Annotated in this window: 15 protein-coding genes; 7 read left to right on the top strand and 8 right to left on the bottom strand. The window is 45.5% G+C overall.

Features of this window, described 5'->3' with window-relative positions; all coding sequences use genetic code 11:
- Positions 1-119: 119 nt before the first annotated feature.
- Positions 120-419 (bottom strand): hypothetical protein, encoded by a 300-nt coding sequence (locus tag QUA36_RS26770; RefSeq protein ID WP_333459662.1) that lies wholly within the window; start codon positions 417-419, stop codon positions 120-122.
- 169 nt (positions 420-588) lie between these two features.
- Positions 589-1,386 (bottom strand): adenosylcobinamide-GDP ribazoletransferase, encoded by a 798-nt coding sequence (gene cobS / locus QUA36_RS26765; protein ID WP_242722367.1) that lies wholly within the window; start codon positions 1,384-1,386, stop codon positions 589-591.
- A 259-nt stretch (positions 1,387-1,645) separates the two neighbouring features.
- On the opposite strand from cobS, the gene QUA36_RS26760 reads away from it, so the two are divergent.
- The 3 genes from QUA36_RS26760 (at position 1,646) to QUA36_RS26750 (ending at position 3,650) form a co-directional block, all read left to right on the top strand.
- Positions 1,646-2,095: a hypothetical protein gene (locus QUA36_RS26760; RefSeq protein ID WP_333285598.1), complete on the top strand. Its 450-nt coding sequence runs from the start codon at positions 1,646-1,648 to the stop codon at positions 2,093-2,095.
- A gap of 226 nt (positions 2,096-2,321) precedes the next feature.
- On the top strand, positions 2,322-3,452 hold the full coding sequence (tgt, locus tag QUA36_RS26755; protein WP_333162452.1) for a tRNA guanosine(34) transglycosylase Tgt: 1,131 nt from the start codon (positions 2,322-2,324) through the stop codon (positions 3,450-3,452).
- Positions 3,453-3,512: 60 nt separating this feature from the next.
- Complete coding sequence (locus QUA36_RS26750) at positions 3,513-3,650, top strand: photosystem II reaction center protein K (RefSeq protein WP_006634808.1); 138 nt, start codon at positions 3,513-3,515, stop codon at positions 3,648-3,650.
- A gap of 84 nt (positions 3,651-3,734) precedes the next feature.
- Here QUA36_RS26750 and QUA36_RS26745 read toward each other — a convergent pair whose 3' ends face one another.
- Together QUA36_RS26745 and QUA36_RS26740 are read right to left on the bottom strand one after the other, a co-directional pair.
- Entirely contained in the window at positions 3,735-4,289 is a 555-nt protein-coding gene (locus tag QUA36_RS26745; RefSeq protein ID WP_333459661.1) for a glutathione S-transferase family protein, read from the bottom strand.
- 141 nt (positions 4,290-4,430) lie between these two features.
- Complete coding sequence (locus QUA36_RS26740; protein ID WP_333459660.1) at positions 4,431-5,012, bottom strand: manganese efflux pump MntP family protein; 582 nt, start codon at positions 5,010-5,012, stop codon at positions 4,431-4,433.
- Positions 5,013-5,210: 198 nt separating this feature from the next.
- Between QUA36_RS26740 and QUA36_RS26735 the strand changes: the two genes are divergently transcribed.
- Positions 5,211-5,810 carry a cytochrome b/b6 domain-containing protein gene (locus QUA36_RS26735; RefSeq protein ID WP_333459659.1) on the top strand — a complete coding sequence of 200 codons (600 nt, stop codon included), beginning with the start codon at positions 5,211-5,213 and terminating at the stop codon, positions 5,808-5,810.
- 278 nt (positions 5,811-6,088) lie between these two features.
- Here QUA36_RS26735 and QUA36_RS26730 read toward each other — a convergent pair whose 3' ends face one another.
- The 4 genes from QUA36_RS26730 to QUA36_RS26715 all read right to left on the bottom strand — a co-directional run bounded on the left by QUA36_RS26730 (position 6,089) and on the right by QUA36_RS26715 (position 11,348).
- Positions 6,089-8,494 (bottom strand): cache domain-containing protein, encoded by a 2,406-nt coding sequence (locus QUA36_RS26730; protein ID WP_333459658.1) that lies wholly within the window; start codon positions 8,492-8,494, stop codon positions 6,089-6,091.
- 699 nt (positions 8,495-9,193) lie between these two features.
- Positions 9,194-9,658 carry a hypothetical protein gene (locus tag QUA36_RS26725; RefSeq protein WP_333459657.1) on the bottom strand — a complete coding sequence of 155 codons (465 nt, stop codon included), beginning with the start codon at positions 9,656-9,658 and terminating at the stop codon, positions 9,194-9,196.
- Positions 9,659-9,959: 301 nt separating this feature from the next.
- Complete coding sequence (locus QUA36_RS26720) at positions 9,960-10,520, bottom strand: sugar O-acetyltransferase (RefSeq protein ID WP_333459656.1); 561 nt, start codon at positions 10,518-10,520, stop codon at positions 9,960-9,962.
- A gap of 153 nt (positions 10,521-10,673) precedes the next feature.
- Positions 10,674-11,348: an MBL fold metallo-hydrolase gene (locus tag QUA36_RS26715; protein WP_333459655.1), complete on the bottom strand. Its 675-nt coding sequence runs from the start codon at positions 11,346-11,348 to the stop codon at positions 10,674-10,676.
- Positions 11,349-11,381: 33 nt separating this feature from the next.
- Between QUA36_RS26715 and QUA36_RS26710 the strand changes: the two genes are divergently transcribed.
- The 3 genes from QUA36_RS26710 to QUA36_RS26700 all read left to right on the top strand — a co-directional run bounded on the left by QUA36_RS26710 (position 11,382) and on the right by QUA36_RS26700 (position 14,854).
- Positions 11,382-12,854, top strand: coding sequence for a site-2 protease family protein (locus QUA36_RS26710; RefSeq protein WP_333459654.1), 1,473 nt, complete (start codon positions 11,382-11,384; stop codon positions 12,852-12,854).
- A gap of 204 nt (positions 12,855-13,058) precedes the next feature.
- Positions 13,059-13,658, top strand: coding sequence for a hypothetical protein (locus tag QUA36_RS26705; RefSeq protein WP_333459653.1), 600 nt, complete (start codon positions 13,059-13,061; stop codon positions 13,656-13,658).
- 125 nt (positions 13,659-13,783) lie between these two features.
- Positions 13,784-14,854, top strand: coding sequence for a DUF6745 domain-containing protein (locus QUA36_RS26700; RefSeq protein ID WP_333459652.1), 1,071 nt, complete (start codon positions 13,784-13,786; stop codon positions 14,852-14,854).
- The last annotated feature ends 114 nt before the right edge of the window (positions 14,855-14,968 follow it).

The raw sequence follows: 14,968 nt of genomic DNA, 5'->3' as shown, positions 1-14,968 counted from the left end.
GGATTTTAAAATCCCAAAAGCCTTTCGACCCCAATTATTTGACTGCTACCCCTTGACAGGTCAAGACAGTATCTACAGCATCAAAAACACTTGCACAACTTACGCTAGCAGACACGATATTAATGGTGTAGCACGTGCAACAAGCCTTCTACCACATGACCGATCGCACTTGGAGCAGATTCGCCAGTCGCAGCTTCGGCGGCGCAGTGGCCGGCGTGGAGTGCGTTTCCGACAGCCTGACTCCCTCCCTCCAGCGCATCGGCACCAAATTGACCGCGATATGTTTCTTTGACCATTTCAGCTTGAATTTTGCTGGTAGTTTCTTCGGGATTCGTTTCCCAATTGCGGATTGTTTGGACAATCTCGAAGCCAGCCCCAATTAACATTCCGAGGACGATCGCAGCAATAAAGTATCCCATAGCTTTCTTTATAGTTTGAGGTTTGCTGTATCTAATCTAGGGTGGCATTTGAAGGCAGACAGGATGAAAACCATTGCTATTGAGTGCGGATTTCCACCTGCTAGAACCGTCGTTATTTGGTAAATTGAGGACTAGAGTTTTCACTCAAACAATGGCAACATGGCATAACTTACCCTTCCAAAGCGGCCAAAAGACACAGCAATAAAGCCTCCGTCCACTCGACTACAGCACCGTAAGTATCGCCCGTGTGGCCGCCCAAACGGTGGTTAAACCAGGCTCCGGCAAAAATTCCGATCGCACTTCCCCCCAAAGCCATCCCCACCGCCAACAGCCACCGATCGCCCTCCAAGACAACTTGCACCACGCTCAAACTCAGCAGCAACAGCACTCCGGGGATAAAATCAAAAGGAGAATAAATCGATTCTTTGTGAAAAGCTCCCTTACCCTCGGCCCGGAGATAGGGATAGCGGGCGATCGCCACCAGTTGGGCCCACCTCCCCCAACCCGCGACACCCATCAAAGCCAGCCAGCGATAGTTATTCAAGTCCGAGAGAGCGGCTGTTTTCAGCAGCACGATCGCGATCGCAGCCATCGCCCCAAAGGCTCCTGTAACGCTGTCCCGCATGACTTCCAGCCGACGCACGGGGTCGGGTACAGCCAGCCCGTCCGCCGCGTCCATTGCCCCGTCTAAGTGCAGCCCGCCAGTCACGGCGATGCCCAAGACTACCACCAAGGCCGATCGAGTCAGAGCAGGCATTCCCAACAACTGCAACCCAACATCCGCCAGTCCCACCATCCCCCCAATCAAAAGCCCGATCGCCGGTGCCAAGCGGGCAATGCCCCGAAACTCCAAAGTCCAAGACACCGGTACCGGCAAACAAGTATAAAAAGCGACTGCGGCTGCGATGGCAGCGCCTTGATTCCGGAAAAAGTCGATCGTAGAGCGAACCCATTTATCATGCACCATAAGATAGAAAATTTTTCATCTGGTATGCAGTTGTCAATCGATTAGTGTGTGCCAGAATTGGACTGTAACACCCTAGTTTTTTGGATCGAGCATTCCTCCTGTCGCCCGCTCTTTTCCCCGGAAAACCTCTGTCGGCAGCGATCCCAAAGCTCCCTATCTAAAAAGACTAAACTCAAGATCCGCGTTTCCCGTACCAAGAATTCTAGCTAACTCCCTGATTTTCAAGACGGGAAAATACTACAACAGAGGCTTTTACTCCATGAGTCACGATCAATTGAATAACAGGGTAGTTGCTCCTTGCATAATCGATACAGGGATTGTCGTCAACAAACGCGATATCAAAAGATTGCTGTTTGATTTAGGACGTGTCCGCTACCTTCACATACAAGATGGCCAGATTTATAGCGAAGGGGAAGGTTATGTACTCGAAGTCTTCGCCAACCCCCACCGTTCTACCCTGATTGCCAACCATGCGCTTTATTTGAACGTGTATAGTTTTGATTACTTGGAACTGAAACAGTCTCCTGAAGATGGTGCTTATTTTGACTTGGTTCAAGACGGACGGCTGTTGCGGTTAATTCCCCTCTCCAATCCTTTGCAAGAGCAATTCGCCCGGAATTTAAATGCTGCGGCTTTGGATGCGGTTGTCGATCAGGTACTCTCCGGCAACTGGGATCTGCAATTGGATGATGATGATTCCCCCTTTTAATTGTCAGTCAGTCGATTTTAGATTTTAGATTTTAGATTTTAGATTTACTGGCAGCATTGAATCTGGGAGTTAGAACTAAGGTCTAAAATTTTTTGCCCTCCACGACGATTGTCGGAAACTTGTCTCCGTTTTTGGGCGGGGTCATGGTTTTTTTTGTCGCGATGTCAACAACAATAGATTAAATAACACGGACGGCCGAGTAGCGGTTAACGATCATCGGGGACTAATGACTGAGGACAAGGCGAAATTTTCTTTTAAATGTCAGGCTAATTGCAGCCATACCCAAGCCCGTGCAGGGGTTTTTGCCACTCCCCACGGTGTGGTGGAAACGCCTAAATTTATGCCAGTGGGGACGCTAGCTAATGTCAAAACTTTGACCCCGGCACATCTTGAGGCGGCGGGTTCTCAAATGGTTTTGGCAAATACTTATCACTTGCACTTGCAGCCGGGGGAAGCAATTGTCGCAGGCGCGGGCGGATTGCATAAATTTATGGCTTGGCCGGGCCCAATGCTGACGGATTCGGGTGGCTTTCAGGTGTTTAGCTTGAGCCAAATGCGGACTATTTCTGAGAATGGGGTGACTTTTCGCTCTCCCCGCGATGGCCGCATGATTAATTTGACACCGGAACGATCGATCGAAATTCAGAATGAGTTGGGTGCTGATGTGATTATGGCATTTGACGAGTGTCCCCCTTACCCCGCTACGCGGGAGGAGGTAGAGGCTGCCACAAATCGCACTTACCGCTGGCTGCAACGCTGCATGCAAGCTCACTCGCGCCCGGATCAAGCTTTGTTTGGGATCGTCCAGGGGGGCGTTTTCCCCGATTTGCGATCGCGCGCGGCGAACCAGTTGGTAGATTTGGATTTACCAGGCTACGCCATCGGCGGCGTTAGTGTCGGGGAATCGGGGGATTTGATCGCAGAGATTGTGAAGGTGACAGCGCCTCTGTTGCCGGCAAATAAACCGCGTTATTTGATGGGGATTGGGACTTATCGGGAAATGGCGCTGGCGGTGGCGAGTGGCGTAGATATGTTTGACTGCGTGATACCGACTCGGCTGGCCCGCCACGGGACGGCTTTTGTGGGTGGGGAACGCTGGAGTTTGAAAAATGCTCGGTTCCGGGAGGATTTTGCTCCGCTGGATGAGTCTTGCCCTTGTTATACCTGCCAAAAATTCAGTCGGGCTTATTTGGCTCATTTGGCGCGGGCTAACGAAGTGCTGGGGTATACTTTGCTGGCGCTTCACAATGTGACGGAGTTGATTCGCTTTACTGGGAGGATGCGGGAGGCGATTTTGGCCGATCGATTTACTGAAGAGTTTGCCTACTGGCTTGCACCGAGAGTCGATCAATCATGATTGCCTTGGGTGAAGATATGCGACAATTATGAAAATTCTGTTGGATAGGTAGGTTGATTCATGGAAGCTGCATTACTTTTAGCAAAACTGCCCGAAGCTTATTCGATTTTTGAGCCTTTGGTTAATGTTTTGCCGGTCATTCCCGTATTTTTCTTGCTGCTGGCTTTTGTTTGGCAGGCGGCTGTCGGATTTAGATAAGTTTGATTTCATTAAAAGCAGGGGCAATTTTTGAATTGCCCCTGCTTTTAGGTATTAAGTTTTGTCTCGTTCTTCTTTCTGCCTTCAGCTACCGCCGATCGCACTTTTGAATGCCGGTCTTTCTGAGATCCGCTTGATGTAATCTACAACAGCCGGATAAGCACTGAGGTCTAGTTTTAGCATCATCGGAATGTAAGCCAACATTGACCCGACTGCTGCGTCGGCTACGCCAAATTCATCACCCATTAAAAATGGCTGTTTCTCGAAAATTTCATTTAACGGTTTTAACAACTGGGGAGTTTCGCGATCGCGAGTTCCTTCTGTAAATATTCCCGGCCCCAGGGTGGCGTTAGCAAACGTGACCCACTGCACGATTTGAGCTTGCTGCTCCAAAGTGTCTGGCATCTTACCATATTTTTGAGCTAAATACAGCAGAATTGCGCCGGATTCCCAAAGTTTAAAATCTCCGTCAACAATTGCCGGTACTTTGCCGATCGGGTTAATTTCGAGATACTCTGGCTGCAAGTGTGCCCCTGCTTGCATATCCAGCATGATGAATTCGTAAGGAACCGCTATTTCTTCTAGATACCACTTGACAATTGAGGCCCTGCTGCGGGCTCCGCCGTAAAGTTTCAGCACGAAATTTTTATCCTTTAACGCAACATTGCTGTTATAGCATTTTTTGGGAATTGGGAATTGGGAATTGGGAATTGGGAATTGGGAATTGGAGTCACCAGAGACTCTGATGTCAATGTTCGACTAATGACTACTGACTAATAATTAATGACCGATAACTAATGGCAGTTCTGTCAAGTGCATAAACAAGATTCTGCTGCCAATAAAAATCAAAATTGCTCCGCCCAATATCTCAATTTTATTTGCAAACAAGTTGCCGCACTTGTGACCGATAAACACGCCTGCAAAGGCTAAAAAGAAAGTAATAAATCCGATCGCAGTAACCGCAGGAGCAATAGAATCTTTCAGAACAGCAAATCCGATGCCAACTGCGAGGGCATCGATACTCGTCGCCACCGACAGCGTTATCAAAGTCCCCGTATCTAAGGGATTGAACTTTTTCTCGCATTCTTCGCTTTGCAGCGATTCATAAATCATTCTCCCGCCAATGAAACTCAACAGCCCAAAAGCTATCCAATGGTCGATCGGTGTTATCAAAAAACTAAAACTAAGACCTATCAACCATCCTATGACGGGCATTAAAGCTTGAAACACTCCGAAAAATAAGGCAATTTTTAAAGCTTTATTGACCTTCATGTGTTTGATAGCTAAACCGCTAGAAACAGCAACCGCAAAAGCATCTGCTGCTAGTCCCAAGGAAAGTAATATGGTACTGGCTGTATCCATTTTTGTAAGGTGTTAGGTGTTATAAATTAAAGTGTTACTTTTGACTGTTTTAGTTTACACTAAATTTTGATAAAATTGCGTTTTTATCATAATCTATTCATTTTTGACTCACATTTATTTCACAATTGGCAAGGGTTGAAAAAATCAGCGCTTAGCTGTATTCTGTAAAAGATTATTTATCAAGTAGCAGAATTGACTATGCCGCAATCTAGACCGTACCAGCCATTGCTGCTCAGGTTACTGCATGGAGTTAACGCTGCGATCGCCCTTTTAGCAATTTTGAGCGCATTTCTGGTTTACAACACCTACGATGGGCGGTTTGGCAAAGTCCCCGTGCCTCAGATTGCAGATATTATCGGGATTCACGGCACTTTTGGCAAGATGTTGCTGTTAGGAATAATGCCAACTTTTGCATTGTACAGTTTTCACGCAGGTCAAAAACGCTTGGTGCAGCCGGATTCTTTTGGGAGACTAACGCAGTTGGGAAAACAGATTTGGTGGTACAGTTTGCACCGGATTGTGAATACGTTGATGTTGCTGGCACTGACTTGGGCGATCGCTTCTGGCAGTATGGTTAAGGAAGAATGGCTGCCGGCTGGGGAATTGACGCAGGTTTGGTATTATTTACACGCTTCTGCTTGGGTGGTATTGGTATTTTGTCTGGCAATGCACTTGTTGATGAGTGCGAAGGTGGGGGGTTTGCCGCTAATTTTGTCGATGTTTGATGCCGCATATCGCCCGGAAGATTCGCCGGCTGCTTGGTGGAAGAAAATTCGCTCTTTGGTCGATCGCTCTTAATGTGAAAATGCTTTATTTGAAAATGAACAGAAATATTTTATTAATTGTTGCGGAAGTCTTGGTAATGGGAGGCTGGTTGTTTGCTGTGGTTGCACCTTTATTATTTCCCTAATCCTATCATAGCAACTTGGGTTAACAAATGATTATTAGGTTTGTAGTGAGGACTTCATTCTTCCGTTTTATGAAAACTAAAGTCTTGACTACGAAGCCAAATTAAGCTTTTCGCGCAGCTTGCTAGCAAGATTTGCGGCGGGTTTTACTGGCGGCAAGATGCGATATCAAACGATCGGCAATTTTACCCTAAACTCAGCACCGCCCGCTGTTTTAGATTTAATTTGAGATTGCACTGGAGATTCAACTGTAAGGCTGCCGCCGTGCAATTCTACAATAATTTTAGAGCACACAGACAGATCCAACCCTGTAAAATTTTTAAATGATTTAGTATGGCAAGAATGACCAAATATTTTCTGTTGAATTTCCTGCGAAATTATTGAACCATTGTGAACTATGGATACAACAATAAATCTGCCTGTATATTCCTCTATAATATCGGTTTCAATTGTAATAATTTGAGCGGAATTTTCAATACTTTTAACTGCATCTATAGCATTGATGATGAGACTCGCGAATACCTGGCTCAGTTGACCGGGATAACACAAAATTGGCGGCAGGTTGTTGTACTCCTTGACTACTAATATTTTTTGCTCCAGTCTGTGAGCCAGCAACAGCAAAATATTGTCGATGCTCTCATTAACATTGGCGGGTTCTTTGTTGGCTTCGTCAGGAAGTGAAAATTTTCGCAAAGCCAGGACTATCTGGCGAATGCCATCTGCTCCTATTTTCAAAAGGTTGAGAATTTGCGGCAATTCTTCGCTGATAAAATCTAGGTCGCAGGCCTCTATTTCTTTGGCAATTCGCGGCACAGGTTCGGGATATTGTTCGCGATAGAGGCGAATTATATTGAGTAAATCTTTGATATAATCGTTAACGTGAATCAGGCGGCCGTAAATAAAGTTAATCGGGTTATTAATTTCCTGGGCAACTTCGGCGGTTAGTTGACCGATAATTGTCATTTTTTCGCTTTGTACTAAATGTTCTTCGGTGATTCTGAGTTTGGCTAATACTTCTTCCAAAAGTTTGAGTTCTTCTTGAATTTGCCCGTGAAGTTGAGATTGGGAAATTGCGATCGCCAGCGAGTCGGCAATTGCTTCCAAAACTTCCACCTCGTCGGGATTCGCAAACCGCCGATTTGCACAGGCGAACAGATATCCAAGCCGATGATTCTGAGTTAGTACGGGTACTGCTGCGTAGTGACTATTTGTGAGTTCGATATGGGCGTGTTCATCAGACGCTGTGGCATCAGGAGGGGCCGTTTTATGTAGCAGTATCGTTTCGCAGCGGTGAAGCCGTGCAGCTAAATCTCCAGAAGGCCCTCCTGGAACACCAAAGATTCCCAAGCGCGTCGGCAAACCTTCCCGGCAATATTCCCAGCCAAATTCTAAAGTATCTTGTCGGGGATCGTACCATGCGAAAATTGCTCGATCGAGCTGCAGCACAGTACCGAGTTCGTCTACTGTAGTTTGGAGGATGCGATCGAGCTGCAAGCAAGCGCGAATGCGGCCAGTCAAGCGGTGGAGAAGGGCTTCTGTGCGACTGCGAATGCAATGTATGGCAAACAGCTTGAGCCCCACAATTGTTGCGAAAATTGCTGCGGCGGCAAGTAAGCCGGCGGCTACTGCTAGTATCTTGAAAGGAAGGAGTTCTTTTTCGAGATTGTCGCGGGGAATTACGAGGGCGATCGACCATTCAGCTTGTTCTAAAGGAATATAAGCAACATAAACTCTGGCGTCGTTGATTTGAGTCAGCACAATGCCCGTTTTTTGATAAACCATCTCCCGGGCTACATTTGCCAAATTAGTATCTGCGGACTCTAAAAGACTGGGAGCCGATTTGTCGATATTTCCGATTAATCGAGCGTCGGGATGCACAATCGGCACTCCTTGAGAATTGAGAACAAAAGCGTAAGTTCCTGCCCCATATTCCAGCTTTCCTACTACTTCGGCAATTCGATCCATGCTAATGACGCCGTTCATTACTCCGATCGGCTTTTCGGTTGTTTTATCAATAGAATTTACCGAATTTGACCACACCGGAGCTGAAATGGGAACAATACTTTGTCCTTTGAGCGTGCGAGAACTGGTAGGATCTGAAACATAGACTTCCCCAGCCATTGCCTTTTTGAAGTGTTGGCGGTCGCTAACATTAATCAACGCTCTGCCCACTTTTGTGGTGAAATAAGAACCGTCGGGAGCAATTAATGCGAAGTGCAGGAATTCTTGCAGTCGATTTACTTCCGATTTTAAATAAGGCTCTGCCACTGACCAATTCATCGAACGAACCGGAGGAGTGTGGGCGAGAATTTCGATCTCAGCCTTTCTAGTGCCGAGCCAGCGATCGATCTTGTTTGCCCGATCCCTAACTTCTAACAAAGCATTTCGCTCTAAATTTGTGATAATCAAGCGGCGAACACTTTGATAGCTGATACAACCAGTGATGCTAGTTGCCAGAATTGTTACCCCCAAAATTAAGAGCGCAGTTTGGTACCCAAGATGGTATTCGCCCTTTAATCCCGCTGGCAATAGTCGAGTTAATTTCCACCACTTTACTCTCGCAAAGCTTCGCATGGTTTGACCAATTTGTGAGATTGAAATCCTTAGCTCACCTACGATCTACTTGCCCGCCTGCCAGTAGTCTTAAACTACTAGCATTCAATAATTGCGGGGATTTTTTAATTTTTCCCCCCCGAGCAGTTCCTATCATTTCCGGTTCCACCGGAATGATATAAAGGACACGGCAGTGCCGTTTCCCTACCCAGATTAATTGTAGGAACACGGCACTGCCGTGTCCTAGCGGTGGGTAATATTAATTCCGATGCTGCCCGATTGGATATCACTTTGTTAAACAGGAATAATATCATACCACATTTTTGACAACTTAAAAAAGGTTATCAACTACTTAATTTTTGTTTACAGTCGTTAATAATTTATATTATTTAGGTGATGTGAGCAGTAGAAATTTTAGGTTGAGATTTTTGGTGTGTGTCTTAATCAATAGTCCAGACTGTTTTTAGTTAGTAGTCTGAAAACCTTGATTTTCGGTTGGTATTTCGAGCACGCGATCGCCTTGAAACTCTTATTCTACAGTTGGCAATCAAAAAATATCCGCAGTATTGCTTAATAACGGAATATTAAAAGTTTTTTGTTAATTATTATTAATGAACGAAAAACTTGTTAAATCTTTAATTTACATCTCAACAATCCAAACTATTTTCGGTGCATTCGCTGGCTGAGGCACTGTTAAATTGCCCCAGTTGCGCGATTTGTTTAAAGAACCTTGTGAGTGTGTTCGTGCTGTTTCACATTGTCTTCAGTGCGAATGATGCGCTCGGAGTTGAGCACCCTTTTGCGTTCTAAGGAATAAGTAAAGTCGTTGCGAACTGTTCCCAAGGGAATGTGAAGTTGAGCTTGGGGGCGGATTTTGTAAGTGCGGGCAGCGGCGATCGCCCGAAAGCCAAATTCTTCGCTAAACTGAGATGATGTCGGGAATTCTGGCAACATTTTGGGTGTTTCGCCGTCGAGCACTGCTCCCAAAGTCGTCCCGCAAATCATTAAATAAGATGTGGGAATTCCCTTCAAAATTGCTTCTAAAGCTGCTGAGGGAATAGCTTCGATTACTTGCACTTCAAAAACTTCGCCTTCTTCTTTGATGAAGCAGGTAGCTACACCGACTGCTATGTAGTCGTCGGTGCAGAGATCAGGAGCGTTGGGATAAACTGTTGCAGTCGTCATAAGAAAAGCTTGGTAGTGTGGAAACCGGGAACGAGAAATTATATCATTTCCGGTTACACCGGAATGATGTTGACTGTTGACTGTTGACTGTTGACTGTTGACTGTTGACTGTTCACTGTCAACCGTCAACTCGAATTTACTATTCCGATGCTAACGGATTTGATATTAAGCGATTTTAGATTTATTCCACGGTTTTTTTCGGGGATTTTATGTGAAAAATCTCAAACCGGCTGTTCTAAACCTAAAATTTTTTGGTTAAGCTCCAAGGAGCCGATCGCACGAGTGTGTCGATCGTACCACATCAAGGTAGATGCCGGATGATTCGGCAAGGATTCCCCGCCGCCACGACGTTTGCGGGAATATCTTTGACAACAACACTGCCTGCGCCGATCGTGCTATTGTCGCCAATAGTGACTCCTGGACAAATAATACTGCCGCCACCAATCCAAACATTATGGCCAATATTAATTTCAGCGGCGAGTTCTAGGCCAGAAAGCCTGATTTCCGGGTCTGTGGGGTGAAGAGCGGTGTAAATTTGTACGTTGGGCCCACACAGCAAATTCTCCCCAATGTTAACTCGATTGCAGTCGAGAATCACGCAGCCAAAATTCATGTACAATCCGTTTCCCGCATAAATATTGCTGCCGTAGTCGCAGTAGAAAGGTGGCTCGATTTCAACTTTTGGGCCAACTGCACCGAACCATTCGGCGAGAATTTCTAACCGTTTGTCTGGTTCGTCTTCGCGGGTAGAATTGTAGGTTCTGGCGATGCGGCGGGCTCGCTGGCGATCCAAAATTAATTGCTCATCAGCAGCTAAATACAATTCACCGGCGAGCATTTTTTGTTTTTCGGTTTTTTCCACAGTTTTTTCCAAGTTAAGAATTGGCGGTTGAAACCGCTACTTCACCAACGAACTTCCTCTCTAAGAGACTGAAGGATAATGTAGGGTGCGTAAGGGCGCACCTTACCGCTATAATTAGCGCGTCAGCTCATTTTTTGATGTTGTAGCATACATTTAGGGTTCAGGTTTTGACTGCAAACAAACAGCTAAATCCAGATTGGCTAATTTCTCAAAAGCTTGATTGATCGATCCTTTTCCCCGCAAAAAACCAGTATTTGCACCGGGACAAATATACTGTAAGGTTTCCGGCGAAAATCGATCGATAATTGACTTCACGCTGTTAATTTGCCTAGGCCAGTGAAAAGTTTTTGCCGTCAACAGCGGTACTGGGGCGGCTTCTCGGTTGGGGAGCAAGTGCCTACCCGAAAACAGCACTCCACCGCTGCCACTATGATAAAGGCAAGAGGAACCAGGAGAATGGCCAGGAGTCCAAAATGCTTTGATTCGATCGCTCACAACAAATTCTCGCTCAAAAACCGTCACCTTCAAACCCGGCAGTAAATAAGCTTCCTGCTCTTGAATCAGGATCTCGCACCCCGTGGCTTCCTGAATCTCCCGCGCCTTGGCGATAGCGCCACGGTGGGTGAGAAACAGCAGTCGCACGCCGCCGTGTTCCCGCAAAAATGTTTGGTTAATCTCATCCCAAGCGGGACAATCCACCAGGATGTTAGTTTGGTTTTCTACAATGAAATAGGCTGTTGCACCCAGGGTATCCCGGTTGGGCGGGAAAGCAAGGATATTGTCGAGTACGGGTCTGGGTTGTTTGGAGACTGAAGTCTGTTGTTTCAAGGAAGTATTTCAGAAGGGAATGGGATAAATATTATGTTCTTTTTACTATGGTTGTTCGTATTGGGGCTGATATCGTACTACTTGTTGCAGAACGGCACCAGTCGCATCACCCGAACTCCGATATGGCTGCTGTGGCTGGTAATGATGGCACCGGCGCTGATTTGGGGTGGTTGGATTTTAGTTTACGGCACGAGCAAAACTGTACCGCCGGAGTTGGTAATTATACCTTTTCTGGTTTGCCCTTTTTTGTATTGGTTTTTGGTACAGTTGGGGCGCAAGAAAATTACCGCCGAAACTGCTGAGCAGTTAGCAGACTCTGCGACTGAACCTGCAAAGCCAAAACCGCCCGTGCGCCCGATCAATCAAGAAGAAGAAGCGAGTTTGCGCGATTGTTTTCCTTGGTCAATTTACTTTTTGCGAGATTTGGAATTTCGGCCGCAGGCTGTAATTTGTCGCGGACAGTTGCGGACGAACCCGGAGGAGGCTTATCAGGCAATTCGGGAGAATGTGGAGAGGCTTTTTGGCGATCGCTTTTTAGTAGTATTTCAAAACAGCTTGAGCGGTCAACCTTTTTTTGCTATAGTTCCCAATCCCAGCCACCAATCAGGAGAAACTCCTGTCAAAACCGAATCTGTAACCCGGCCATTTTTCGCATTAGCTTTGCTGCTGATTACGGTGTTTACGACTACGCTTGTCGGGACGCGACTTGCCGGAGTTACTGAACAAGCTTTGCAGTCCAACCCATCAATGTTGCTGCAGGGTTTGGCTTACTCGCTAGCTCTAATTACAATTTTAGCCATTCACGAATCCGGCCACTATTTAGCTGCCCAATTCTACAAAATTCGCACGACTTTGCCTTATTTTATCCCGATTCCTTTTTTCTTAGGAACTTTTGGAGCTTTCATTCAAATACGGAGTCCAATTCCCAACCGCCGAGCTTTATTTGATGTTAGCATTGCCGGCCCCCTGGCGGGTTTAGTGGCGACAGTGCCATTATTAATTTGGGGTTTGAATCATTCGACTATTGTACCGCTGTCTGACAAGTCGGGAATGTTAAATTTTGACTCTTTCAAACCCAGTTTTTCGCTGCTGATGACTTTGTTGAGCAAGTTAACCTTGGGTGGCGCTTTGAATGCGGAAACTGCGATCGATTTGCATCCGGTAGCGGTGGCGGGTTATTTGGGTTTGATCGTGACGGCGTTTAATTTGATGCCGGTAGGACAACTCGACGGCGGGCACATTGTACACGCGATGTTCGGCCAGCGAGCGAGTATGGCGATCGGGCAAGTTGCTAGACTTTGTATGCTGCTGCTTTCTTTTTTGGAACAGGGTTTACTGCTGTGGGCGATCATTTTGTTTTTCACGCCACTAAACGACGAACCGGCGTTGAATGATGTCAGTGAATTGGATAATCGGCGGGATTTTTTGGGGTTGTTGGCGATCGGGCTTTTGTTAATGATTTTGTTGCCCGCGCCTAGGGTACTGCTTGAGTGGTTAAATGTTTAGAAGGAAGTTCGGCAACGGATTCGCTCGACGGATTTAACGGATTTAACTAACGGATCGATGTCGAAGTCCCAGGGAATAGAGAGGAAGGAAGAAAAGAGAGGTTGACAAAATTCTGCAAGAGTTGCTATACAAGCGAGTTTAGCATTTCTCAACTCGCTTTCTATCTCGAAGTAATCTTTATTTTCACCGACTGATTAGAGAAATATGTCTTACAAATCCTTTACTTTCCAACAATTAGAAGAGCGATTTGGATTGGAGCTATCACTCAGTCCTATTTTGAGTGCCAAGGTTGTTCCTGTAGAACCCTCCGAATGGCTTTGGAGAGCAATGGAAATTAGTTCTAACACTGCTGTTACAACTGCAAAAGAACGTTCGGAACGGATTATTTCTCCTATTCTGTTAGAATTTAGAGAAAGGAACAACAGACAATTTTCTCTTTTTTCGGGTTGGTCATTTGATGTAGATGCTGAGCTGGGATTGAATGGGGAATGCGACTTTCTAATGTCTTCTGTTCCGTTTGATTTTGAAATTAAAGTTCCGGTTTTTGCATTGAGAGAAACGAAAGTCGGAGAAATAGAATCTTGTCTGCCACAGTGTGCAGCACAAATGGTAGCTGCTCAGCTATTCAACGAACGCGAACACCATTCCATACCTGCAATATATGGCTGCGTAACTACTGGCGTTGTCTGGCGGTTTCTTAAATTAGAAAGAAATAATTTAATTATTGATGTTGATGTTTATTGTCTCGATAATGTTCCTATGATTCTAGGTGTTTTGCAAACAATTGTTAATTTATACCAATAAGTTGACGAATCTAATAAAATAGGTTTATAGGAAAATTGCGTTGTTATTACAAACTTAATAATATTTTTTTAGGCGACGCGAGAGCGAAAAAGTCTGAGCGCAAATTAAATAATCTAGCTGTACAAATGATCGCAATTACTCCCGAACAAATAGCGCTAATTCCGATCTATCGCGAGAAGTGGCGACAAATTGGACTTTCGATAAAACCAGTCGATCGCCCGCAAGCGACAGCGGCCATCAGCACCGCCTACAACATCATCGGCTGTTCTGAACCCGAAATTATTTTCTGTGATAGCCCTTACATAGCTTTGCAAGCAATTGAACCGCTAAGGATACGCGATTCTGGTCTGGGAACGGCCAGCGAAATCAGAAACAAAATTCATAATGAATTGTACGATATATTAAGAAGTCAACTCGGCAGGAAATTAGAAAATAAGATTTACAGCCAACTCTATAATCCGCTGTACGCTCAACTGATGAATCAACTGCACCTTCATGTTAAAGACGAAGTTTACGTCAAATTAGCAAGGAAGTTGGGCGGGAGATTTCAGAGATTCCTGATCGATCAGGCTTATCATAATAACAGCATAGTTTCCGAACTGTCAGCCTGTCACGGAAGTTGGGTGAATTTTTGTATTGGCGTGTTAAATTTGGAGTACGATCGCCCTTTATACTCAGCCTTTAAATCTTTAGTGGAAAACTGCGGCTGGATTTACCCGTTTGAGAAAATGTGCTTTGTGTGCGATCGCCCGATCCAAGTTCATTTTGATAGCGAATATTTGCTCCACGCCGAATGTCAAGCAGCGGTTGAATTTGCTGACAAGTTCAGTGTATACTCTTATCGCGGCGTGCGACTGCCGGAAATAATCGGTCAAGTTCTGCCGCAGTCTTGGCAAGCTTCATGGCTATTAACAGAACAAAATGCCGAAGTGCGGCGAGTTTTGATTCAGGCGATCGGCTATCCGAGAATTTGTCAAGAATTGCAAGCCACTGAATTGGATACTTGGCAAGAATATACTTTGTTGAAAATTGAGAATAATATTGACATAGAGCCAATTTATTTGTTAAAGATGACTTGTCCGAGTACGGGACACCTTCATGCTTTACGAGTGCCGCCAAAAGTGCAATCGGCTAAAGAAGCGATTAGCTGGGTAAATTGGGGAATAGATCCCGAAGAATTTCAAGTGCAGACTTGAGGCGAAAGTTGAGAGTTTTGAGTACGCCAGTTGACAGTTCAAGAATTACAGCGCCCCCAAAGCAGCATTCTCCATCAGTCCAGAACAATTAAAAAATGTAGATTTACAGCCCGC

This window comes from Microcoleus sp. Pol10D4 (assembly GCF_036701555.1).
Classification (GTDB): domain Bacteria; phylum Cyanobacteriota; class Cyanobacteriia; order Cyanobacteriales; family Microcoleaceae; genus Microcoleus.
The sequence above is the reverse complement of the archived record's forward strand: the minus strand, read 5'-3'. Positions and strand labels throughout refer to the sequence as shown.

Coding starts and splice junctions, on each gene's coding strand:
- QUA36_RS26770 (WP_333459662.1), bottom strand. CDS start 419: ATGGGATACTTTATTGCTGCGATCGTCCTCGGAATGTTAATTGGGGCT.
- cobS (WP_242722367.1), bottom strand. CDS start 1,386: ATGGTGCATGATAAATGGGTTCGCTCTACGATCGACTTTTTCCGGAAT.
- QUA36_RS26760 (WP_333285598.1), top strand. CDS start 1,646: ATGAGTCACGATCAATTGAATAACAGGGTAGTTGCTCCTTGCATAATC.
- tgt (WP_333162452.1), top strand. CDS start 2,322: ATGACTGAGGACAAGGCGAAATTTTCTTTTAAATGTCAGGCTAATTGC.
- QUA36_RS26750 (WP_006634808.1), top strand. CDS start 3,513: ATGGAAGCTGCATTACTTTTAGCAAAACTGCCCGAAGCTTATTCGATT.
- QUA36_RS26740 (WP_333459660.1), bottom strand. CDS start 5,012: ATGGATACAGCCAGTACCATATTACTTTCCTTGGGACTAGCAGCAGAT.
- QUA36_RS26735 (WP_333459659.1), top strand. CDS start 5,211: ATGCCGCAATCTAGACCGTACCAGCCATTGCTGCTCAGGTTACTGCAT.
- QUA36_RS26730 (WP_333459658.1), bottom strand. CDS start 8,494: ATGCGAAGCTTTGCGAGAGTAAAGTGGTGGAAATTAACTCGACTATTG.
- QUA36_RS26725 (WP_333459657.1), bottom strand. CDS start 9,658: ATGACGACTGCAACAGTTTATCCCAACGCTCCTGATCTCTGCACCGAC.
- QUA36_RS26710 (WP_333459654.1), top strand. CDS start 11,382: ATGTTCTTTTTACTATGGTTGTTCGTATTGGGGCTGATATCGTACTAC.
- QUA36_RS26705 (WP_333459653.1), top strand. CDS start 13,059: ATGTCTTACAAATCCTTTACTTTCCAACAATTAGAAGAGCGATTTGGA.
- QUA36_RS26700 (WP_333459652.1), top strand. CDS start 13,784: ATGATCGCAATTACTCCCGAACAAATAGCGCTAATTCCGATCTATCGC.